Raw genomic sequence first — 20,537 nt, forward strand, 5'->3', positions numbered from 1 at the left:
TTCCCTTTTCCCTTTTCCCTTTTCCCTCTCTTCATCAAAATACTTTTTCAGCATCCCCTAAATAAACGAGTTGAACGTCTTGAAGATACTCAAGTAACTGGTAGAGAATTAAATAGAGGATTCGATCGAATTTACGAAGACATCGATATTCTGGAAGATAAATTAAATATTCTACAATCGGAATTTACACAGTTTCGCAATGAAGTTCATCAAAAACTAGACACAATCTTAACACATATTACTTGTATTAATTAGATTAAGTATTTTTGTCACCATTTAAGTTCTAAGTTATAATGAATAGTCGTGTAGAAAATTTGATATAGATATGGAAGCCTTCTCTCGTACAGCCCCTGAATGGACAAAAACCGCCACCCATGCGCTATCATTTTGTTGCCCTCGTTGTCATGGTGATTCTCGTCAAGCTAAAAGAGTATGGCTTAATCGTTATTCCCCTGTCATTATGGAAGACTATAGTAGAAAATGGCAGGAGTTTTATATGTGCGAATGTGATCAAGTATGGTGGGCTTGGAATTGCGATCGAACTCAAGGGGGTTAACACGTTAAATTAACTGAAAAATGATTAATAGTCAACAAATTCTCTTATTACCTTTTTGGATGAGATAATTCTTATAACTGATAGCTATATTTTAGGATCGAATAAATATTTTAGGAAATAGTGGAAAAGAAGCGATACAATCAATTATTGTCTATGCTAATTACCCCATATTTAGCATTATTCTATAGGTTTAATGAGTACAGAAATATATATAAATCACCCTAATTTTGGTCTTCTTTATCGTTTATGTATCGTTGAAAAAAACGAGGAATTATTTACGACATTATACGCCCAACGTCTTTTCTTTAAGGTAATTATTCACCCTCAAGAAACAATTTTTGAACCGTTAAGTCGTACAGAAGCTCGTTTATTAGTAGAAGGAAAATTACGTCGTCTTCGGGGTAATGGTGAATGGGAGGCTTACAAACAAGTAAACGAACTTTATCAACGAACATTTCAATAGATTTCCCTTCCTATGACGAATAATCTTGTCCAAAAATTAACAGAAATTCGACAAACTATTCCCCCTCATGTGCGGTTAATTGCCGTGACAAAAACTGTGCCATTAGACGCTATGCGAATGGTTTATGGGGAGGGGATAAAAGATTTTGCAGAAAATAAACTACAGGATGCTATCTCTAAACAAGAACAATTAAACGATTTATCGGATATTTGTTGGCATTTTATCGGACATTTACAGACTAATAAGGCAAAAAAAGCCGTAGAATGTTTCTCTTGGATTCACTCGGTGGACAGTCTCAAATTAGCACAAAAATTAGATACTTATAGTCAACAAGCCTTGAAAGAAGGACTTATCTCTCGATCGACACAAATTTGTTTACAAGTAAAAATTTTACCAGATGAAAATAAATACGGTTGGACAGTAAGCCAGTTACAAGAGGATTTAGAAGTGTTACGATCGCTTAACTACGTTGACATTCGAGGATTAATGACTATCTTACCCTTGGGGTTATCTTCCGATGAAATTTTAGCAACTTTTCAACAAGTTAGAGATTTACAGCATCGTCTCAAGGATTATTTCCCCCCTAATTTTGATCAATTAAGTATGGGAATGTCCAATGATTATCTTTTAGCCATCGAAGCGGGGGCTACTATGGTTAGACTAGGTACGATCCTTTTTGCATAAAAAAATCAAGTAATGTTTAAATATTTTTTGTTAACATATAATGAGAAATAAATAATTGATCAAAGGGAATTATGGCAACCACAGCAGATGATGTTTGGAGAATATTAGCTGAATTAGCTCAATCTCAAAAGGAAACAGAACGTATTATCAAAGAGCAATCTATTGCGGCTGAACGCAGTCGTCAAGAATTTGAACGTAATCGTCAAGAAACTGATCGTCGTTTCCAGCAAATGACTTTAGAAACTGATCGTCGTTTTCAAGAAACCAATCACCTCTTTCGGGAAAGCGATCTTAAATTTCAACAATTAAGTCAAGAAGTGAATCAACAAATTAGTGCTGTTAGCCAAGAAATTAGTAATGTTAATCAGCAAATTAATCAAGTTAACCAAGAAATTAGTACAGTTAATCAGCAAATTAGTACAGTTAATAAACAAATTAGCGCTGTCAATAAACAAATTAGCTCTTTAGGAGGAAAATGGGGACGTTTTGTGGAAAACATAGTTGCTCCTTCCTGTGAAACTATCTTTTTGGATAGGGGTATTGATGTTCACCAAGTCAGCCAAAGGGTAAGAAAACGAGTTAATGGTGATACTTTAGAAATTGATGTCTTAGTTACTAATCAAGATTCAGTTTTAGTAGTAGAAGTCAAAAGCAGTTTAGGAGTAGAAGATGTCAAGGATTTAATTGTTGATTTAAAAAGATTTCGTCAATTTTTCCCTGAATATGAGCAAAAACGCTTATATGGTGCAGTAGCTGGAATCGAAATCGAAGGGAGGGCAGATATATATGCCACTAATCAAGGTTTATTTGTCTTAAAACAAAAAGGTGAAGCAATGGGTATTGTCAATACACCTGAATTTCAACCAAAAACTTTTTAAGCAATTTCTAATTACGGGGTAAATCTAATAAAGATTGATCTAAGGGTATCATTAAAGATTCTTGGGGAGTAATGTCTATTAAAGGTTCGTTTAAGGCAATAACTAAAGCCTCATCATCGCCAGTAGAGTTATTTTGTTGTGCCATTTGCAGTAAAGGCGCTCTATTGGGGCTAAAAATACCACCCACACTAGCTAAAATAACGGCGACGATCGCACCTCCCCCCCATAAAATCATTTTACGTTGTTTTTGTTCTCGATCGATACTGGCAAACACCGCATTAGACAACTGTTTAGCACTACAGGTTGAAGGAGGGGTAGGTAAATGATTAAATTCTTGACGTAAAAATAAAAGTCTTTGATATAAACCTTGAATTTCAGGATCATTCGCTAATAATTCTTGCACTTCTTGTCGTTGTTGTGCCGTCACCTCGCCATCTAAATAGGCACTTAACAATTCAAAGGTACATTTGTCGGGGGGGTAAGAATGGTTACTCATAATATTTTTTTCTCCTTGATTAATAAAAATTACAAAATAAATTATTGATTATTTTCTAAGTAAGGTTTTAATAATAATTGCAGTCTATTTCTTGCTCTTGCTATTCTTGATTTTACCGTACCTAGAGACACTTGAGTAATGTCGGCAATCTCCTCATAACTTAAGCCCTGTATCTCTCGTAAAACGATCGTGGTGCGAAAAGTATCAGGTAAATCGGCGATGGCTTGTCTCAATTGATCGTAAAATTCTGCGGTAGTCAAATTATCTTCAGGGGATGGTAAATCTGAAGCAACCTCCCATTTTAACTCATCATCTTCCACATTGATGGAAGCATCCAAAGATAAAGGGGTAGCATGGCGTTTTCGTTTTCTTAATTGATCATAAAACAAATTAGTAGCAATACGACTTAACCATCCTTTAAACTTACTTGGTTCTTGTAAACTTTTAATTTTTTTATAAACTCTAATCCAAACTTCTTGGGCAATATCACCTCTGTCTTGCCAATCGGGGGCTAAATTATATAAAATCTTATCCACATAAGCCTGATGACGGCGCAATAATTCTTCAAAGGCAACCCTATCAGGTTGATTGCCTTCCTGACAACGCAAAATTAAATCAGTATTGGATAATTGTTCAACTTTCACTTTTTGTTGTGTAAACGGGATAGACAAATTAGACCAAGATAGAGAAATTGAGGAAACCATAATATATTCTATGCTGATTTAACAATAGTTGCACTTAATTTGACTATTTTCCTCGATCGAATGTTCCCTTCCTAATTTACAATAATCCACGATAGCGAATAAATAATAGAATAACAGCCCATGAGCCTAATGCTACTTTTGCAGCAACTAGGATATTTAATATGGGAATCATGCCACCACTGAGTAACGAGCCTAAATTTCCTTGAGGTAACTCAATACCCATTAATGTTATTCCTGCTAACATAATAAAAACAATAACGATAATTTTTTCCCATTTAGAAGCATTATAATCTTTATAGGTTTTCTCCATTAATTGAATCGAAGAAGTAATCACTATCAAGCCAATAGCTGTACCTCCAGCTACCCCTGCGGCAAATCCTCCCCCCGGAGATAAATGTCCTCTTATCGCTAATTCGATGCCCACTAAAGCCGCAATAATCGCCGCTAAACGGGCAAGTACGATCGAAGGCTCATCGGTAAAACGATATACTTTATTGGAGGGAGTTTCATCGCCAAAAAGATACTGCACCCCTAAAATTGCGATCGTAAATACCACCACTTCCCCAATGGTATCATAAAGACGATTCCGAAAAATAATACCCGACACCGCATTAGTTACACCAGTATCTGCTACTACGGTTTCCACGATCGAAATATCCCCTATCTCTAACATAGGATTAGGAATAAGTAATATTTTCAAAGATAGCGCTATTCCTAAAAACAAATAAACAAATTTCATCAGTGATTACTATTATTATTTACAAAAGATTGATAAGTTAAACTATGGTTAATTTTTGAGGAATTTTCCTTTAAAATTTCATATAGTCTTTCGATACGAATAATGGTTTTATAAATATTATTTTCTGTTATTTTATCTAATTTATCAACAAAAAAAATACCATGAACTTCTTGATTTTCTAAGGCTTTTTCTAAACTTTTTTTATCCTTATATTTAATCACATCTAATCGTAAATAATATTTACTTATAGCACTCTTAAACTCATCTATTAAAGATAAAAATACATTTTCTGTCTCCCCATTATTTAGGTTAGATAAGTCCTCTTTTAAGACACCTAAACGCATGACGAGGGACGATCGAACCGCAATAACATATAATGAAACTGCGAGGAGTGTACCCATTAAAGCCTCCGTTAAAGCCACATCTCCCGCCCCTAGAATAGCATATACTAGAGCCGCAATAGCGCCCATAGTACCCCGAACCACTAAGGCATCATAGGGATTGACTTGAACAACTAATAAAAAAGCCGATAACGGCAATAAAGCGACAACAATATAAATAATTAAATCAGGATTATTCATAAATATTAATAGTTAAAAATTTACTCTTTTTCAAAATTTTCATCTTGTTGATAATCACTAGAACAATATGCTAAAACATAACCTAACATAGTATTCCAAAGAGCAAGAGAAATTATCGCTAAAATTAATAATGGTGATTCACTAGGAATTTTCCATAATAATCCTACCACAATCGCCATTGACCCCAGAGTATCGGATACAGAAAGACAATGAAGTTTATATAACGGAGAACGTTTACTGAGTAAATAAGTTGTACCCCAAGTCCATAAAATTAAACCAAAAATTAGAAAGAAATAAGCCATATAAGAATTAAGAATTAAGAATTAAGAATTATACTATAGGAATTTCTAAGTACTCATGCAAAATAGATTGTGAATTTTAAAATTAATTAAAATAACCTACATCTTTGTTGCTTTTTGCCTTTCATAAAGTAAACATACAATTAATTTTGCCTACTCACTTATCCTTATAAGATACACTTAAAGTCTTTAATCAGGTAAACTTTAACTTTGTTTTTGTACCTTGTAACTATGAAAAACGCTATAAATTAATGTTTGATAAGATTATCAGTATTTTTAAGGTTAGCTAATGTTCGCATACGTTTAAGCACTTGTGCCAGTAACATTAATCCTGCGTTGCCAACGGTTAAAATAATTACTCCTACAATACTAATCATCCAATCATCTCGTAAAATAGAAATAAATAAAGTCACAATAGCAGTTTTACAAGAAATACTGGCAAAAGCTAACATTTTCTGCCAAACATCCTCATTATGCCACGTTTCATAAATGGGAATTAATAACGTTAAAATCATGATAATTAAAATGATATTCATGGTGTTTTTTTCCTTAAAATTCTATGAATAGTAAACCATCCTTTTTTGTTATATTTTAATACAATCGTTTTAGGCGTAAACGTAATTAAAAATATGTCTAAAAAGATTAAATATCTCGATCGTTTTTGCTCTATTTTTTGTAATGTTAATCCCTCGTAAGCATGGGGAAAAATCATGATTTCTACTGCTTCCTTATAGGCTTGAGGAATAGCCATTAAGAGATGTCCTAATATCTGTATCCATTGTCTGAGTGATTCTTTTTCAGGTTTGGTTTGTGGTAACAAAAGTGCGATCGAAACCCCTATAATAATATTAATCAGACTTAAATCTGAAGTGAGTAAAAACCAAATTGTTAACCGTAAAATTAGCGATAAAATCATAAAAAATTAAGAATTAAGAATTAAGAGTTAAGAATTAAGAATTAAGAAGTAAATGGTAGTTAATTCTACCTATCCACCTGTCTCTTATTGTCAATTCTTTATTATTATAATAGTGGACTATTAATTGTTAATAAAATTCCATACAATAAAACAGAAATTATAGTCATAAAACCTACTAAATGGTCAAATTTTTCTAAAATACGGGGAATTTGAATAGTATTTTTACGAAAGATAAAAGCATAAAATAAACAACTAATAGCAAAGGTGATTAAAGCCTTAAGAATGTTAATAAAACTATAAGCTGAAAAATAAATTATATTAGCACCGAGAATACCAACAATTAAAATTGTTACAGCTAATTCTAAATAAGAATGGGATTTTTCTTGTACATTTTTTTGATAGGGTAATAATATTAACTGAATAAAGTAAATACCAGTACCAACGGCAATAATATTCATAGGAATAACTTGCCAAGGTAAAAGATTTTCGTAGGTTAACGCCTTTGCTTCAAAACTAGAGAAAAAAGGAAAACCAATCGCTGATAAAGAAGCTAAAGAGAGAAAAATCCAAAGATTAGTATTGATAGGTTTATTTTTTAATTCATCTAAATTTCGGGTAGGCAAATTACCCGCACATAAAAACAGAGTACATTTTGCCAATCCATGGGTTAAAGCATAAAATCCTCCCACAGAAGGAGAAGCTAAAATAAACCCCATTTGAGAGATAGTAGAAAAGGCAAACATTCGTTTAATATCTTTTTCAAATAAAGCATAAAATACCCCTAAAAATGCCGTTGCTACTGCAAAAACCCTGATAATAAAATCAATATCTTCGCTCAGATTAGCACAGCGAATTAAGGGTAAAACACTAGCTTTTACCACAATACCTGACAGTAATGCGGATACTGGAGTTTGTGCTTCTGAATGAGTTAAAGGCAACCATAACCCCGACAAAAAAACACCTCCTTTGACAAATAATCCTAATACAATCAAAACTAATGCTTCTGCTGGGGCATTAATTAAACCTTCAAAACTAAAAGAATGATTGGCTTTATAAACTAAAACTGCTCCTGCTAAATAAAATAATAAAACAATACTACTAACAAATAAATAACGAAAAGCTACCCAAATTGATTTATCCGTGCGAGGATAAGCAATTAACAGAAAAGCTACTATGCCGACAATTTCTAAGGCAACATATAAACTAATAAAATCTGTGGTAATAAATGCAGAATTGAGACTGCCATGTAAAAAAAGAATTTGTCCATAAAAAAAGGAATTTTTTTCCTTCTGCCAACAATATATTATAACTGCGATCGAAACTAAAGCATTAGTTAAAATAAAATAACTACTTAAATTATCGACAGTTAAACTGACAGCAAAATTATCTAATAATTGAAGACTAAAGGAGTCATTATCTGAAAAAACTTTTAGACTAAAAGCCAAAGAAGTTAATGAGCCAAAGAAGGCTAAATATTTATTAAATTTAGGTAGTAGATAAACAATAAAACCTAAAATAAAAGGTAAGAGAATCCAAGCAATGATTAAATTAGTCATTAACTATTATTTTTTTCAATTTCTTTTGTTTCTAAGGTAGGATTATTTTTTGCTAATTTTATTAGGGCTACTAGCATCAAGGCTTGAGTAGAAAAACCGATAACGATCGCCGTTAAGATTACAGCTTGTGGCACGGGGTCAGCATAGCTAACGATTTTTTCCGTGATAATAGGAGAAAAGAATCCATCTCTGGAGGCAATAAGTACATAATAGGCAATAATACCCGTACTCATAATGTCCATAGAGATTGTTTTCATCAACAAATTTTCTTTAAAAAGAATGCCAAAAAATCCACAGAGGATTGTCAGCAAAATAAAACTTTCTAATACAATCATTATTTATTCTTAATAGATATAGATTTTGTACAATGTTTATGCTTTTAACCATAGAAAACAATCTATAAATCATAGCATACAATAATATTAGGAGTAAAGTAAAGGAATATTTAAAATTTTTAATCATTACAATTACTTTAACTCAATGATGAAGCCGACGCTATACCGTTAGGTTCGTGTAGGTAGTTCACGCTATAAACTAGGACGCATCTAATCTTCCAATCTTCCTGATTTTATCTATTAATGGGACCTAAAATATTATTCAAAGCTCTTAATTGTTCGGCTGTACCCATACAAATCAAAGAGTCTCCAACTTCTAAGATACTATCTCCCGTAGGTCCTGGTATTAATGTACCATTATGACGGCGAATGGCTACCACTAAAGCTCCAGATTTTGCTCTTAACTGAGTTTGCGCTAAACTTTGACCAATACAAGGGCAATGATTTTCGTCTAATAAACATTCTTCTAAATAAAAAGCCCTTTCCCCACCGCTTAAAATTCCGTCCACAAAATCCATAATTTGAGGGCGTAGGGCGGCGGCGGCTAATCTTTTCCCCCCTGTAATGTAGGGAGAAACAACTGCATCTGCTCCTGCACGTTCTAATTTCTTAACAGCTTCTTCTGTACTGCCTCTGGCGATCGCACGAATTTTGGGATTAAGGGCTTTTGCTGACATGACGGTATAAAGATTATCAGCATCGGAACTGAGAGCGGCTACAATACAAATAGCATCTTCGATTTTGGCTAATAACAAATATTCATCTAAGGTAGCATCTCCTTGAAGGGTTAAATATCCCTGTTGTTGAGCTTTTTCTATTTCATCTGCATCTGAGTCAAGAATAATAAAAGCAATATTTTCGGCGGCAAATTCCCTCGCTACATTCCCCCCCGTGCGTCCAAAACCGCATAGTATATAATGATTTTTTAATTTGTCAATCACGTTTCTTTTTTGTCTTAAGCGAATACTCTCTCGAAAATAGCCCTGTAAAAACGCCTCAGTAATTCGGTTTACCAAATAACCGATGACGATAATCCCCATTAATATTAACACCATCGTAAATAATCGGGATCGATCGTCAAGGGGATTTACTTCTCCAAAACCTACGGTGGATAAAGTAATCGTTGTCATATAAGCGGAATCGATCAATGACCATTTTTCCACTAACCAAAACCAGAGAGTGCCAGTGATAAATACTACTCCTAAAAGAATTGAACCACCTATTAGTTCTCTTCTTAGTCTTAAATAGCTTTTTTCTAAAGTATATCGGGTTCTTGTTGACTTTTTAAAGAATATATTTTTCAAATTCTGACATTTACAGATCAACCATTATTAATTATTGCTAATTTTATCTTAATCTGAGGAGAAGACCCACGCTATAAATTTTATAAAAAAACCTAATTTATTTTAGCTGATAACTCGATCGAACAAACGCACTAAGTCGAGCTAACTAAAGCCATATCCCCCAATTTACCAAACCATAAGCGCAATTTTTGGGCTTTTTCTTGGTTAGAGTTCAACTCCCTTAAATATTAGGGAATAGGAGAAGCTATGTTATGGAAAATTCTTTCTGCATTAGGAGAAGAGATAAATAAGTCTAATTTTAAGGCAACTATTGAAAGATTAGGTTTAGCAAATATCGAATCACCAATAGTAGGAAATAAAGTAAAAGTTAGAAATATTAATCTTTGTTCAAATATCGCTACAAATGAGGATAAAGATTTAGATTTTAAGAGAAATAGTCGTAATAATCAAGAAGATTTTGAGTCAAAAGTTAGCATTAACACCATTAAAAAATTAAAGAATTTAGGGTTAAGCAATGAACAAATTGCTGAGGTGTTAGATTTATCTTTAGAAGATATAAATAAAGCAATTAATTGAGGTTATTATTAATGGAAGGTGGGGATTACCCACCAATCGCTATAGATAAAAAAAAGAGGAGAAGCCCGTAAAAGTTAAATATTATTCAACCTATACAAACTTTTATTGAGTGATATGATCAGCTAAAATTATGGTTTCTCGATGGGCTTTAATAAGACTAATTTTTTCTTGACTAACTTCTTCTAACATAAAGCAAACATGATCAGGAGTTAATAAACTACCATCGTTTTTAGCACTACCTACATAATTAATTTTAACTGTATCTGATTCCTCAAAATTGTTATCTATTAAAGAGATTTTTTCTAGGTTTTCTCTGATATTAACCATTTTTTTCTTACCATTTTTTTGAGTTTTTTGCATCATAATTTCTGAAGATTTTTCGAGATCATTAAGCCAATTTTGCCATTGAGATAGACCATATTTATTATCAGTAGAAATCGTAATAATATATTCAGCCGTATCTAAAATTTGGGTGGCTTTCGGAGATTTAACGGGCAATTCTTCCACTTTAAAAATGGGGATTTCGGGGGGCAAATTAGCCTTCAATTTTTCGGTAAACTCATCAATATCCATCCGAGTATGATTGTCAAAATCCACAATTTCCCCGTTACTCGTCATCCCTAATGATAAGGCAAGGGCGATCGAAATTTTCGGTCCCGGATGGAATCCCCCTGTATATGATATAGGTATCCCTGCCCGTCTGATAACTCGATCGAACAAACGCACTAAATCAAGATGACTGACTAACGCCATATCTCCCTGTTTACCAAACCAAACACGAATTTTTTGGGCTTTCTCTTGATTAGGCTTAAAATCCCCCAAGTAATCAGGAATGGGGGGAGGAGTGACTACGATATTATGCCCAAAATCAGGGCTACAAACACCGCAACTACTGCAACCATCAAAGGCACAATCAGGCACAGTTGCTTCTTGTAATGCCCTTTCTAAGTCTTCTACTAACCATTGTTTATCGATACCTGTATCTAAATGATCCCACGGCAAGGGCATATTAGCTAATAATTTATAATCCATTGTCGGGATTGAATTTTGTAATTCTGCATTCTGCATTCTTAATTCTACATTCTCGAATAGATTCCATTCGCCTTCTTCCACCAGTCGATATTTCCAAGTTAATCCTGCTTCATCAATGGCGGTTTGCCACGCTTTATAAGCCTTGTCGATGTTTTCCCACCATGAATCCATCCCTGCACCCAATTCCCACGCCCGTTTAACTACAGGGGCAAGTCTTCTGTCACCTCGCCCGACAAAATCTTCGATCGCCGAGATGCGCACATCGGTATAATTAACTTTAACTCCCCTCATGCCGTAAAATTCATCTTTGAGGATGTTTCGTTTACGCATAAATTCGGAAGTCGAAACGGAATGCCATTGGAAAGGAGTATGGGGTTTAGGAGTAAAATTCGAGATAGTGACATTAAAATCAAGCCTTCTATTGCTGAGGTGACGGCATTCTTGACGCAACCATTTGATAGTTTCCACAATTCCGATAACATCCTCATCGGTTTCTCCGGGTAAGCCTATCATAAAGTAGAGTTTAACTTGATTCCAACCCTCTCTTACTGCTGTTTGGATACCGCGCAATAATTCCTCATTAGTTAAGCCTTTGTTGACTATATCACGCATTCGTTGCGTACCTGCTTCGGGGGCGAAGGTTAATCCGCCTTTACGAGTGCCTCCGATAATATTAGCAATGTTTTCGTCAAATCGATCGACTCTTTGAGAAGGAAGCGCAAGGGAGATATTTTCGTCATGGAGACGATTTTTTATTTCGATGCCAACGGCAGGTAAAGAGAGATAATCAGAGCAACTAAGAGATAATAAACTAAATTCGTTAAATCCTGTCTGTTTCATCCCCTCAACGATGCTATTTACCACTTCTTCTGGCTCAACATCTCTGGCAGGGCGAGTTAACATCCCCGGTTGACAAAAACGACATCCCCTCGTGCAACCCCTTCTAATCTCGATGGTGAGTCGATCGTGCACTGTTTGCACATAAGGCACTAATCCGATAGAATAAGCAGGTATAGGCGTGGCAACCCGTCGCAAAATCCTTTCAGGCACATCAGGGCGATTAGGCTTAACACTTCCATCCTCTTGCATATCATAGAATTGAGGCACATATACCCCCGGCACTTGAGCTAAATCTAATAGTAATTCTGTTCTAGTTAAACCGTCTCGTTTGCCTTCTTCGATAACTAAGCCAATTTCGGGCAATAATTCTTCTCCGTCACCCAATGCCACGAAGTCGAAAAAGTCCGCATAAGGCTCAGGATTTGAGGTTGCAGTTTGTCCTCCTGCAAATATCAAGGGGTAATCGGTATCTTTTCTTTCTTGCCAAGTCAAGGGAATGTGAGCTAAACTGAGCATTTCTAAGATATTAGTCGCTCCCAATTCATAACTCAAGCTAAACCCTAAAATATCGTATTCTTTAACGTCTTTTTTCGTTTCAAGGGCAAATAAAGGGGTATTCGTCTCCCTCATCTTCACTGCTAAATCGGGCGCAGGTAAGTAGGCTCGATCGCACATTTGGCTCGGTTGAGCGTTAATGATATTGTAGAGGATAATATGCCCCAAATTAGACGCTCCTACCTCATAAATTTCGGGATAAGTCAATACCCATCTAACTTTTGCGGTATCGAAGTCTTTATGTTTTGCCCCTAATTCGTTACCTAAATAACGGGCAGGTTTGAATATTTCTGGTGTAATTAGTGTATTAGGTTCGATCGACATTATAAATTTAATTTTAAAATATGGGAGTTACTTTATTTATTGTAAAGTTTTATCAGATTAGTGATCACAGTCAAGTAATTAGTCAGCTATTAACCCAACATGGGTGCGATCGAATTATTTTTTATCACTGGTTTCTATTCTTGATGAATATTTTTTTATTCCCTTACTCGATCGTTGTGCTTATAATCAAAGGTGAATGAATTAACTTAACCTAAAATTATTAACTATTTTTGCTATGGACTTATCTATTAATGACATTATCAGTAATGGTTTATTTTTTGCACAAATGATCGAAGACCCTGATATTATTGGTCAAATGACTGATGCTTGGAAGAATTTTGTGGAAACTGGACAAATTTGGGCTTTATTGATAGGTGTCTTTTTTGGTTATACTTTTGCTAATTTTACTCGCTTTTAAATTCTTTCCACAAGTCTAATAGAATTCTCCAGAAAAAATTTTTAATTGGCTTGTAGTAAGGGCTTTTGACCTGATTTTACTAAATATGAGTCTAATGGACATTTCAAAAACACAGGTAAGATACCTGTTTTACGATGGCACTGGTAAGATGCCTGTTTTACGGTGGCTAAATTCTAATGGATTTATCTTGTTTTATTGTAAATGTAGCAAATAAGACTATTAATTAGTCATCTTATCTGAAAAATATTTATTGTAATTAATAACTATAAACTATCGTGACAACACAAAAGAAACAAACTTGGAGCGATCGATTTGAAACCTCCTTACATCCCGTTATTGCCGTTTTTAACGCTAGTATCGGCTTTGATATTGAATTAATTGAATATGATCTCACTGGATCGGCTGCTCATGCTAAAATGCTCGGTCATACGGGAATTATTACCCAAGAAGAAGCTCAAACTTTAATCGATGGTTTAGCGCAAATTCGTCAAGAATATCGAGACGGCAATTTTAACCCCGGAGTTGATCAAGAAGATGTACACTTTGCAGTAGAAAGACGCTTAACGGAAATTGTCGGAGATGTAGGCAAGAAATTACACACCGCTCGATCGAGAAATGATCAAGTTGGTACAGATATTCGTCTATATTTACGAGATCAAATCGAGCAAATTAGAGGATTATTGAGAGATTGGCAGAAAGCGTTATTAAACCACGCTGAAAACCATATTGAAACCCTCATACCCGGTTATACTCACCTACAACGGGCGCAACCGATTAGTTTGGCACACCATCTTATGGCATACTGTCAAATGGCACAAAGAGACTGGGAAAGACTAGGACAAATATACGATCGAACCAATATCTCTCCCCTCGGTTGTGGTGCTTTAGCGGGTACTACTTTTCCTATCGATCGACATTTCAGCGCTCAAGAGTTAGGATTTGCCAGTGTCTATGAGAATAGCCTAGATGGTGTCAGCGATCGAGATTTTGCCATCGAATTTTTATGCGCCTCTAGTCTGATTATGGTACACCTAAGCCGTATCAGTGAAGAAATGATTTTGTGGGCATCCCAAGAATTTAGCTTTATTACTTTAAAAGACAATTGTTCTACAGGATCAAGTATCATGCCTCAAAAGAAAAACCCTGATATACCTGAATTAGTGCGAGGCAAAACAGGGCGAGTTTTTGGACATTTACAAGGCTTGTTAACCATCATGAAAGGTTTACCCCTTGCCTACAACAAAGACTTACAGGAAGACAAAGAAGCGATTTTCGATGCTGTTAACACCGTCAAAGGTTGCCTTACTGCCATGACAATTTTACTCTCCGAAGGCTTAGAATTTCGTACCAGTCGCCTAGAGGAAGCCGTTAACGAAGATTTCTCTAATGCCACCGATGTAGCTGATTATTTAGCATCTAAAGGTGTACCTTTCCGAGAAGCCTATAATTTAGTGGGTAAAGTAGTTAAAACCAGTCTATCCGCAGGAAAATTACTTAAGGATTTAACCCTCGAAGAATGGAAGGCTTTGCATCCTGCCTTTGAAGCTGACATTTATAGTTCGATCGCACCTAAACAGGTGGTATCAGCTCGTAATAGCTATGGTGGCACTGGTTTTGAGCAAATCAAAGTCGCTATTGCTAACTTAAAAAATAAGATTAGTTAGGAGGTGCTGAAAAAGTCTTTTGATGAAGGTAGGGAAGAGGTATCAGGTATCAGGTAGCAGGTAGCAGGTTTAATTTTTAGCAGATTATGTTATTTAATCCAAGAATTGAAAACAAAAAAATCAATTAAGATATATTTTTAATCAATTCTTTAACCTAATACCTAACACCCTTTCCGATACCTTTACATCACCTAAAATTTTATGTCGAACTCAGGTTATGCTTAAACAAAGGAGGAACTTAATTTTCAATTTCTTACGATTGCGATATAGCTATCTTATTAAGAAAAATTCATGGTAGTAGTAATGCGTCTCATGGCTTCAATGACGTTTTCACGACTATTAAACGCACTTAGACGAAAATAACCTTCTCCTGCCGCACCAAAACCAGAACCGGGTGTACCAACTACGTTAACATTATGTAGTAATTTATCGAAGAAATCCCAACTTGATAAACCATCGGGGGTTTTTACCCATACATAAGGCGCATTGACTCCGCCGTAAACGGTTAATCCAGCCTTGGTTAATTCCTCTCTGATGATTTTGGCGTTTTCTAAATAAAAATTGACTAATTGCGCAGTTTGTGCTTTTCCTGCTTCGGAATATACGGCTTGAGCGCCTCTTTGTACAATATAAGAAACTCCATTAAACTTCGTGGATTGACGGCGATTCCACAGTTTCCAGATTTCGACATTTGAACCGTCACTGGCTTTTCCTGTCAAATTTTTTGGTACTACGGTCAAGGCGCAACGAGTACCTGTAAACCCTGCATTTTTGGAAAAAGAGCGAAATTCGATCGAACAGTCTTTAGCCCCTTCAATTTCATAGATAGAATGGGGTAAACTAGGATCGGTGATAAAGGCTTCATAAGCAGCATCAAAGAGAATAATCGCATCGTGTTTTTTAGCGTATTCTACCCAAGATTGTAAATATTCTTTAGTGGCGACTGCACCCGTGGGGTTGTTAGGAAAACAAAGATAAATCAAATCAACGGGTTCGGAGGGCAATTCTGCGGTAAAATTATTTTCAGCATTGATGGGAAGATACACTAAACCTTCATACTCTCCCTTTTCGTTAGCTTCTCCTGTGTGTCCTGCCATGACGTTAGTATCCACATAAACGGGATATACGGGGTCTGTTACGGCGATTTTGTTGTTTTTGCCAAAAATATCGAGAATGTTGCCTGTATCGCACTTAGAACCATCGGAGATGAAGATTTCATCGGCGGATATATCACACCCTCTACTTTGAAAATCGTGTTTAGCAATATCCTCTCTTAACCAATTATAACCTTGTTCGGGTCCATATCCTTTAAAGGTAGTTCGATCGCCCATGTCAGCAATAGCTTTAATCATGGCATCTTGACAGGCTTGAGGTAAAGGTTCGGTAACGTCACCGATGCCTAATCTGATAATATTAGCGTTAGGGTTTTCTTGGGCAAAAGTATTAACTCGTCTTGCGATTTCGGGGAATAAGTAACCTGCTTTTAACTTTAAGTAATTATCGTTAATTCTAGCCATTATGAATATATGTTAAGATTATCTCCCTTAGTTTACCATTATCTGAGGTCTTCCTTTTTTGCCAAAATTTTTATTGACAAATTGTGTAAATGACAAAAGATTGATCATGAGTTCATCATCCTATAATCTTAATAATGAATTAGCAAAAGAACGTAATCGTGCGGCGGCGGAGCGCACTTTAATGGCTTGGATTCGCACTTGTCTTTCTTTAATTAGCTTTGGTTTTGGAATCGATCGAATTTTAGTGGCTATTCATCAGGCTTTTGAGACAGAAGTTGATTCTTTTCCCCTATCTCGTTTTTTGGGATTATCTTTTATTATCATTGGTACTTTAGCTTTATTAATGGCGAGTTTAAGTCATCGTCAGGATTTAAAACGGATCGATCGAGGTGATTTTATTTATACTTCTCGTATATCCCTTAGTTTTGTGGTTTCGATCGCCTTAATAGTAGTAGGAATGTTTGCATTTATCGGTATCTTAATTAAGGGGGGATAGGTAGGTAAGGGAAATTAATTATATATTTAGGTTGTAAAAGAGAATAATAAATAGGCAATTCAATCACTATTAATCATAATTTAGTAAATAAAAAATATCATGTTATGAAACCTATCAAAGAAATTATTTTTTTAGTCGAAGAAGCCATAGAAGGTGGTTATACTGCTCAAGCATTAGGGGAATCAATTTTCACGGAAGCTGAAACTCTGGAACAATTAAAAATAGAAATTAAAGACGCTGTTAATTGTCATTTTATCGATGAACAAATTCGTCCTCAAATAATTCGTTTACATATTGTTAAAGATGAGGTAATTGCATCGTGAAAATTCCCAGAGATTTATCAAGTACAGACTTAATTAAAGCTCTCAAACAACTAGGATATAAAGTTAGTCATCAAACGGGAAGTCATATTCGTTTAAGTACCAAAGAAAAAGGGGAACATCATCTAACGATACCTGCACATAATCCTTTAAAAATAGGAACATTAAATTCCATCTTAAGAGATGTCGGAAATCACTTTAATTTAACTAAAAATGAATTAATTAATCTACTTTTTTTTGACATAATTTTCGACAAAATAAACACTATATTACCAAAATAAATAGACAATTATTTTTACTCACTTACTTAAATGGAATTACTGCACATTTTTGAACAATCTTTAACATCTTTAGTTACGATCGCAAAATTTATCTTAGAGATATTTTCGGTATTTTGTGTTATTATCGGTTTCATCAAAACCTTGCAACTGGCTTTTGTGATGAGTCGTCGTCGCAATCCCTTGCAATCTTTTAACAAAATCCGTCTCAGATTTGGAATGTGGTTAGTTATAGCCCTTGAGTTTCAATTAGGTGCTGATATTCTTGCTACTACGGTAGCACCTAGTTTTGACGGTTTAATCAAATTAGGTTTAATAGCGATAATTCGTACTTTTCTGAATTACTTTTTAGTGAAGGAATTAGAGGCACAATTAGAATTAGAAAAAGAAGAAATTTCTCATAACGAATAAAGAAATAAAGAAAAATTTAACCTGCCTCTAAACCAATATAAAAAGGAGTGTAATTAACATTTTTATTATTCAAGTCTAAGGAGAAAATCTTTTGTAAAGTTTCTGGTAAAATAGTTCTATCTAAAAAAGAGTTATATAGATTAGTATGGGCTAAATTTGCACCGCTTAAATTAGCTTGGGATAAGTTAGTTTTGTCTAAAATTGCACCAGTTAAATTAGCCATTTCTAAGTCTGCACCTTGTAGATTTGCCCCTCTTAAATCTGCACCACTAAAGTTAACTCGACATAATCTCGCTTCTCTCAAATTTGCGCCTTGTAAATTTGCACCTTGTAAATTTGAACCACTTAATCTCGCACCATATAAGTTAGCATCCGATAGGTTACTTTCACTTAAGTTTACTTCTTTCATAAACGATCGAGTAAAATTAGCTTGATAAGCGCAACATTGTCGTAAATTTGCCCCACTTAATCTCGCTTCCTGTAGATTACTCCAATTAAGGTTACTTTTAATCATGGTAGCACCTCTTAAGTTGATACGATAGAGAAGCGCACCACACAAATTCGCTTCGGTTAAGTCGGCTTTTCCCATATTGCCATGACTGAGATTCGCACCACTTAATTGACTGGCGATAAATTTCGATCGAACCATAAAAGCACCGATAAAATTACTTTTAGTCAAATCAGCATCGTTAAAAATAGCTTCGCTTAACTTAGCATAGCTAAAATCTGACCAATTCAGTTGACTATCACTAAAATTAGATTTAGTGAGGAAAGTACGATTAAAGTTTATCCCAATCAATTTTGCCTGTTGTAAATTTAAGTCCACCAAAACAGACTGAGTTAAATCAGCACCTTGTAGCTTAATGCCATTAAATTCACGGATTCCTTGCTCATATTGGCGTAAAAACTGGGAGACTTTCATCTTTTTTTCCTCAATTTATCTCATCAAGTTTTAAACTATTTCGATCGATTTTTTTGTAATTAAAAATACTAAATATCTCAATTCCTTAACATCGGCACACAACTTTAAGACTAGGAGAAAATTTACTGAAATATGATCGAAATTATTTTTTTTAGACAAATAGTAAACCTTAAAATTCTCTTAGTTAGGACATTGAAATAACTTTTTAAGTACTTATACAAAATAGATTATGAATTTTAAAATTAATTAAAATAACCTACATCATTGTTGCCTTTTGCCTTTTATAAAGTAAACATACAATTAATTTTGCCTACTCACTTATTAAGTATTTTAAGCCTAAAAAGAAAAAAATTGACGGAAAATAATTGATATTGTAATTAGTCTTAATAAAAATTTTATTATCTTTATGTCCATTTTATGCTATGGGCATTATATTAAGTCTTAGCTTTTCAATAAAAAACCGACACAAGAATGTCGGTAAATGTTTATTGTCGTTTAATCTTGAGGAAATCTTTGCAGGGAGTTTCCAATGATTCTCTGTTAGATTTCTTTACAATAATTGTAACAGAAAGTACATAATTTGTAAAATTTTTTTGTCAGAATATTTTAATTAATCAAAAATATGCTCTTTAATCGCTCGTAATAGGTGACTCTGTGATAGAAGATGGAATGGGAATAGAGTTATTATTCCCAAAAGAAAGAGGGGATTTTGAATTATTTTGACTCGTATTAGGAGATACAATTCCTCCAGAAATAAGTACTTTAAAAGCATCTTCGATCGAAATAGAAAGATTAATGACTTCTTCTTCGGGTACAACAGCATACCAACCCGAAGTAGGATTAGGAGTAGTAGGGATAAAAACACTTAACATCGTTTTATGATGATGAGCTTGAATCATATCACTAACTTTTCCTGTCACAAATCCCACACTCCACACCCCTTGACGGGGATATTCTATCATCACCACCCTTCTAAATTTGGTTTGAGAGTCTTGGAATAAAGTTTCCAAAATCTGCTTGAGAGTTTTATAAATCGTACCGGCAAGGGGTATCCCCTGTAAGATTCTTTCTCCCACATCCAATAACCATCTACCCACAATATTTCTTGCCATTAAGCCAATAATTAAAATTAGCACTAACGGCACAGTTAATCCTACGGAAAAATTCAATAAATTAGTAACAATGGGATCAAATCCATCAAAAGGATTAATCTGTTTTGGTATTTGAGTTAACAATTTAATCGCCCAATTGGCAATCACATAACTCAACCAAATGGTGGTAGCTAAGGGAATAACTACTAATAATCCTGCGATTAAATCATTTTTTAAATCTTGCTTGATTTTTTGTAACACAAGTTCTTTTATGTATTCCTGATTAATGACTAATGTTTCCATTATCGACTAAAAGTTAATGATTAACAATAACTAGACAGTGATAAAATGGAAGAGAAAAATCTCAAGCATTTCGATTTGATCGAACCCTTCTTGTTATAAGTAGTGACACTCCCACGCTGACCTAAGGTACAGGCGTGGGCTTCCAAATATCGCTACTTGGTTTTTCTGCTTCTTTGGGTGGTTCTAGCTGTCGATTTCTCTACAGCCCCGATACCATTATCCTCCACAGACCGCAACACCGTCTGCCCAACGGCTGTTAACCCACGCTGTTCTATTACC

Annotated in this window: 26 protein-coding genes; 12 read left to right on the forward strand and 14 right to left on the reverse strand. The window is 34.7% G+C overall.

Going from position 1 to position 20,537, the window contains the following annotated elements:
- The first annotated feature begins 33 nt into the window (after positions 1-33).
- The 5 genes from ACN4EE_RS16535 (at position 34) to ACN4EE_RS16555 (ending at position 2,581) form a co-directional block, all read left to right on the forward strand.
- Positions 34-255 (forward strand): hypothetical protein, encoded by a 222-nt coding sequence (locus ACN4EE_RS16535; protein ID WP_431707586.1) that lies wholly within the window; start codon positions 34-36, stop codon positions 253-255.
- A 70-nt stretch (positions 256-325) separates the two neighbouring features.
- Positions 326-556, forward strand: coding sequence for a hypothetical protein (locus ACN4EE_RS16540; RefSeq protein ID WP_431707562.1), 231 nt, complete (start codon positions 326-328; stop codon positions 554-556).
- A 193-nt stretch (positions 557-749) separates the two neighbouring features.
- Positions 750-1,019: a transcriptional coactivator PipX gene (gene pipX, locus ACN4EE_RS16545; protein WP_431707563.1), complete on the forward strand. Its 270-nt coding sequence runs from the start codon at positions 750-752 to the stop codon at positions 1,017-1,019.
- A gap of 12 nt (positions 1,020-1,031) precedes the next feature.
- Positions 1,032-1,703 (forward strand): YggS family pyridoxal phosphate-dependent enzyme, encoded by a 672-nt coding sequence (locus ACN4EE_RS16550; protein ID WP_431707564.1) that lies wholly within the window; start codon positions 1,032-1,034, stop codon positions 1,701-1,703.
- A 71-nt stretch (positions 1,704-1,774) separates the two neighbouring features.
- Entirely contained in the window at positions 1,775-2,581 is an 807-nt protein-coding gene (locus tag ACN4EE_RS16555; protein WP_431707565.1) for a DUF3782 domain-containing protein, read from the forward strand.
- A 7-nt stretch (positions 2,582-2,588) separates the two neighbouring features.
- On the opposite strand, the gene ACN4EE_RS16560 is transcribed toward ACN4EE_RS16555, so the two are convergent.
- From ACN4EE_RS16560 to ACN4EE_RS16605, 10 genes are all read right to left on the reverse strand, one after another.
- Positions 2,589-3,077, reverse strand: coding sequence for an anti-sigma factor family protein (locus ACN4EE_RS16560; protein WP_431707566.1), 489 nt, complete (start codon positions 3,075-3,077; stop codon positions 2,589-2,591).
- Between the two features lie 41 nt (positions 3,078-3,118).
- The gene (locus ACN4EE_RS16565) at positions 3,119-3,781 is read right to left on the reverse strand and encodes a sigma-70 family RNA polymerase sigma factor (protein ID WP_431707567.1); all 663 of its coding nucleotides are present in this window, start codon (positions 3,779-3,781) and stop codon (positions 3,119-3,121) included.
- A gap of 76 nt (positions 3,782-3,857) precedes the next feature.
- Positions 3,858-4,520: a Na(+)/H(+) antiporter subunit B gene (locus tag ACN4EE_RS16570; RefSeq protein WP_431707568.1), complete on the reverse strand. Its 663-nt coding sequence runs from the start codon at positions 4,518-4,520 to the stop codon at positions 3,858-3,860.
- Positions 4,520-5,101, reverse strand: a complete 582-nt coding sequence (locus ACN4EE_RS16575) for a DUF4040 domain-containing protein (RefSeq protein ID WP_431707569.1) — start codon at positions 5,099-5,101, stop codon at positions 4,520-4,522. Before ACN4EE_RS16575 ends, ACN4EE_RS16570 begins: the two co-directional genes overlap by 1 nt.
- 20 nt (positions 5,102-5,121) lie before the next feature.
- Positions 5,122-5,403, reverse strand: a complete 282-nt coding sequence (locus ACN4EE_RS16580; RefSeq protein WP_431707570.1) for a monovalent cation/H(+) antiporter subunit G — start codon at positions 5,401-5,403, stop codon at positions 5,122-5,124.
- 245 nt (positions 5,404-5,648) lie between these two features.
- Complete coding sequence (locus tag ACN4EE_RS16585) at positions 5,649-5,936, reverse strand: hypothetical protein (RefSeq protein ID WP_431707571.1); 288 nt, start codon at positions 5,934-5,936, stop codon at positions 5,649-5,651.
- Positions 5,933-6,316, reverse strand: coding sequence for a cation:proton antiporter (locus tag ACN4EE_RS16590; protein ID WP_431707572.1), 384 nt, complete (start codon positions 6,314-6,316; stop codon positions 5,933-5,935). Before ACN4EE_RS16590 ends, ACN4EE_RS16585 begins: the two co-directional genes overlap by 4 nt.
- 104 nt (positions 6,317-6,420) lie before the next feature.
- Positions 6,421-7,872 (reverse strand): cation:proton antiporter, encoded by a 1,452-nt coding sequence (locus ACN4EE_RS16595; protein ID WP_431707573.1) that lies wholly within the window; start codon positions 7,870-7,872, stop codon positions 6,421-6,423.
- Positions 7,872-8,207, reverse strand: a complete 336-nt coding sequence (locus ACN4EE_RS16600) for an NADH-quinone oxidoreductase subunit K (RefSeq protein WP_431707574.1) — start codon at positions 8,205-8,207, stop codon at positions 7,872-7,874. Before ACN4EE_RS16600 ends, ACN4EE_RS16595 begins: the two co-directional genes overlap by 1 nt.
- A 233-nt stretch (positions 8,208-8,440) precedes the next feature.
- Positions 8,441-9,511: a potassium channel family protein gene (locus ACN4EE_RS16605; protein WP_431707575.1), complete on the reverse strand. Its 1,071-nt coding sequence runs from the start codon at positions 9,509-9,511 to the stop codon at positions 8,441-8,443.
- A gap of 246 nt (positions 9,512-9,757) precedes the next feature.
- Here ACN4EE_RS16605 and ACN4EE_RS16610 point away from each other — a divergent pair, with 246 nt between their 5' ends.
- On the forward strand, positions 9,758-10,087 hold the full coding sequence (locus ACN4EE_RS16610) for a hypothetical protein (RefSeq protein WP_431707576.1): 330 nt from the start codon (positions 9,758-9,760) through the stop codon (positions 10,085-10,087).
- Positions 10,088-10,189: 102 nt separating this feature from the next.
- Here the strand turns inward: ACN4EE_RS16610 and ACN4EE_RS16615 are convergent, their stop codons facing one another.
- Entirely contained in the window at positions 10,190-12,838 is a 2,649-nt protein-coding gene (locus tag ACN4EE_RS16615; RefSeq protein ID WP_431707577.1) for a TIGR03960 family B12-binding radical SAM protein, read from the reverse strand.
- 235 nt (positions 12,839-13,073) lie between these two features.
- Here ACN4EE_RS16615 and ACN4EE_RS16620 point away from each other — a divergent pair, with 235 nt between their 5' ends.
- Positions 13,074-13,256, forward strand: coding sequence for a hypothetical protein (locus tag ACN4EE_RS16620; RefSeq protein ID WP_431707578.1), 183 nt, complete (start codon positions 13,074-13,076; stop codon positions 13,254-13,256).
- Positions 13,257-13,531: 275 nt separating this feature from the next.
- Positions 13,532-14,920: an argininosuccinate lyase gene (argH, locus tag ACN4EE_RS16625; protein ID WP_431707579.1), complete on the forward strand. Its 1,389-nt coding sequence runs from the start codon at positions 13,532-13,534 to the stop codon at positions 14,918-14,920.
- A gap of 278 nt (positions 14,921-15,198) precedes the next feature.
- On the opposite strand, the gene ACN4EE_RS16630 is transcribed toward argH, so the two are convergent.
- Positions 15,199-16,437: an LL-diaminopimelate aminotransferase gene (locus tag ACN4EE_RS16630; RefSeq protein WP_431707580.1), complete on the reverse strand. Its 1,239-nt coding sequence runs from the start codon at positions 16,435-16,437 to the stop codon at positions 15,199-15,201.
- Between the two features lie 106 nt (positions 16,438-16,543).
- Here ACN4EE_RS16630 and ACN4EE_RS16635 point away from each other — a divergent pair, with 106 nt between their 5' ends.
- The 4 genes from ACN4EE_RS16635 to ACN4EE_RS16650 all read left to right on the forward strand — a co-directional run bounded on the left by ACN4EE_RS16635 (position 16,544) and on the right by ACN4EE_RS16650 (position 17,942).
- A complete protein-coding gene (locus ACN4EE_RS16635) occupies positions 16,544-16,933 on the forward strand; it encodes a YidH family protein (protein ID WP_431707581.1) in 390 nt (129 codons plus the stop codon).
- Positions 16,934-17,037: 104 nt separating this feature from the next.
- Complete coding sequence (locus ACN4EE_RS16640) at positions 17,038-17,256, forward strand: 2-oxoisovalerate dehydrogenase (RefSeq protein WP_431707582.1); 219 nt, start codon at positions 17,038-17,040, stop codon at positions 17,254-17,256.
- Positions 17,253-17,534 carry a type II toxin-antitoxin system HicA family toxin gene (locus ACN4EE_RS16645; protein ID WP_431707583.1) on the forward strand — a complete coding sequence of 94 codons (282 nt, stop codon included), beginning with the start codon at positions 17,253-17,255 and terminating at the stop codon, positions 17,532-17,534. Before ACN4EE_RS16640 ends, ACN4EE_RS16645 begins: the two co-directional genes overlap by 4 nt.
- A gap of 30 nt (positions 17,535-17,564) precedes the next feature.
- On the forward strand, positions 17,565-17,942 hold the full coding sequence (locus ACN4EE_RS16650; protein ID WP_431707584.1) for a DUF1622 domain-containing protein: 378 nt from the start codon (positions 17,565-17,567) through the stop codon (positions 17,940-17,942).
- A gap of 16 nt (positions 17,943-17,958) precedes the next feature.
- Here the strand turns inward: ACN4EE_RS16650 and ACN4EE_RS16655 are convergent, their stop codons facing one another.
- Together ACN4EE_RS16655 and ACN4EE_RS16660 are read right to left on the reverse strand one after the other, a co-directional pair.
- Positions 17,959-18,864, reverse strand: a complete 906-nt coding sequence (locus ACN4EE_RS16655) for a pentapeptide repeat-containing protein (protein ID WP_431707585.1) — start codon at positions 18,862-18,864, stop codon at positions 17,959-17,961.
- 629 nt (positions 18,865-19,493) lie between these two features.
- Positions 19,494-20,216: a DUF502 domain-containing protein gene (locus ACN4EE_RS16660; RefSeq protein WP_431707587.1), complete on the reverse strand. Its 723-nt coding sequence runs from the start codon at positions 20,214-20,216 to the stop codon at positions 19,494-19,496.
- Positions 20,217-20,537: the final 321 nt, after the last annotated feature.

The organism is Geminocystis sp. CENA526 (genome assembly GCF_050753365.1).
Taxonomy (GTDB): Bacteria; Cyanobacteriota; Cyanobacteriia; order Cyanobacteriales; family Cyanobacteriaceae; genus Geminocystis.

Bases quoted from the DNA above. Each gene is read 5' to 3' on its own strand.
- ACN4EE_RS16540 (WP_431707562.1), top strand. From the start codon at position 326: ATGGAAGCCTTCTCTCGTACAGCCCCTGAATGGACAAAAACCGCCACC.
- ACN4EE_RS16650 (WP_431707584.1), top strand. From the start codon at position 17,565: ATGGAATTACTGCACATTTTTGAACAATCTTTAACATCTTTAGTTACG.
- ACN4EE_RS16565 (WP_431707567.1), bottom strand. From the start codon at position 3,781: ATGGTTTCCTCAATTTCTCTATCTTGGTCTAATTTGTCTATCCCGTTT.
- ACN4EE_RS16550 (WP_431707564.1), top strand. From the start codon at position 1,032: ATGACGAATAATCTTGTCCAAAAATTAACAGAAATTCGACAAACTATT.
- ACN4EE_RS16615 (WP_431707577.1), bottom strand. From the start codon at position 12,838: ATGTCGATCGAACCTAATACACTAATTACACCAGAAATATTCAAACCT.
- pipX (WP_431707563.1), top strand. From the start codon at position 750: ATGAGTACAGAAATATATATAAATCACCCTAATTTTGGTCTTCTTTAT.
- ACN4EE_RS16560 (WP_431707566.1), bottom strand. From the start codon at position 3,077: ATGAGTAACCATTCTTACCCCCCCGACAAATGTACCTTTGAATTGTTA.
- ACN4EE_RS16635 (WP_431707581.1), top strand. From the start codon at position 16,544: ATGAGTTCATCATCCTATAATCTTAATAATGAATTAGCAAAAGAACGT.
- ACN4EE_RS16590 (WP_431707572.1), bottom strand. From the start codon at position 6,316: ATGATTTTATCGCTAATTTTACGGTTAACAATTTGGTTTTTACTCACT.
- ACN4EE_RS16630 (WP_431707580.1), bottom strand. From the start codon at position 16,437: ATGGCTAGAATTAACGATAATTACTTAAAGTTAAAAGCAGGTTACTTA.
- ACN4EE_RS16595 (WP_431707573.1), bottom strand. From the start codon at position 7,872: ATGACTAATTTAATCATTGCTTGGATTCTCTTACCTTTTATTTTAGGT.
- ACN4EE_RS16610 (WP_431707576.1), top strand. From the start codon at position 9,758: ATGTTATGGAAAATTCTTTCTGCATTAGGAGAAGAGATAAATAAGTCT.
- ACN4EE_RS16640 (WP_431707582.1), top strand. From the start codon at position 17,038: ATGAAACCTATCAAAGAAATTATTTTTTTAGTCGAAGAAGCCATAGAA.
- ACN4EE_RS16655 (WP_431707585.1), bottom strand. From the start codon at position 18,864: ATGAAAGTCTCCCAGTTTTTACGCCAATATGAGCAAGGAATCCGTGAA.
- ACN4EE_RS16575 (WP_431707569.1), bottom strand. From the start codon at position 5,101: ATGAATAATCCTGATTTAATTATTTATATTGTTGTCGCTTTATTGCCG.
- ACN4EE_RS16620 (WP_431707578.1), top strand. From the start codon at position 13,074: ATGGACTTATCTATTAATGACATTATCAGTAATGGTTTATTTTTTGCA.
- ACN4EE_RS16600 (WP_431707574.1), bottom strand. From the start codon at position 8,207: ATGATTGTATTAGAAAGTTTTATTTTGCTGACAATCCTCTGTGGATTT.
- ACN4EE_RS16580 (WP_431707570.1), bottom strand. From the start codon at position 5,403: ATGGCTTATTTCTTTCTAATTTTTGGTTTAATTTTATGGACTTGGGGT.
- ACN4EE_RS16555 (WP_431707565.1), top strand. From the start codon at position 1,775: ATGGCAACCACAGCAGATGATGTTTGGAGAATATTAGCTGAATTAGCT.
- ACN4EE_RS16570 (WP_431707568.1), bottom strand. From the start codon at position 4,520: ATGAAATTTGTTTATTTGTTTTTAGGAATAGCGCTATCTTTGAAAATA.
- ACN4EE_RS16585 (WP_431707571.1), bottom strand. From the start codon at position 5,936: ATGAATATCATTTTAATTATCATGATTTTAACGTTATTAATTCCCATT.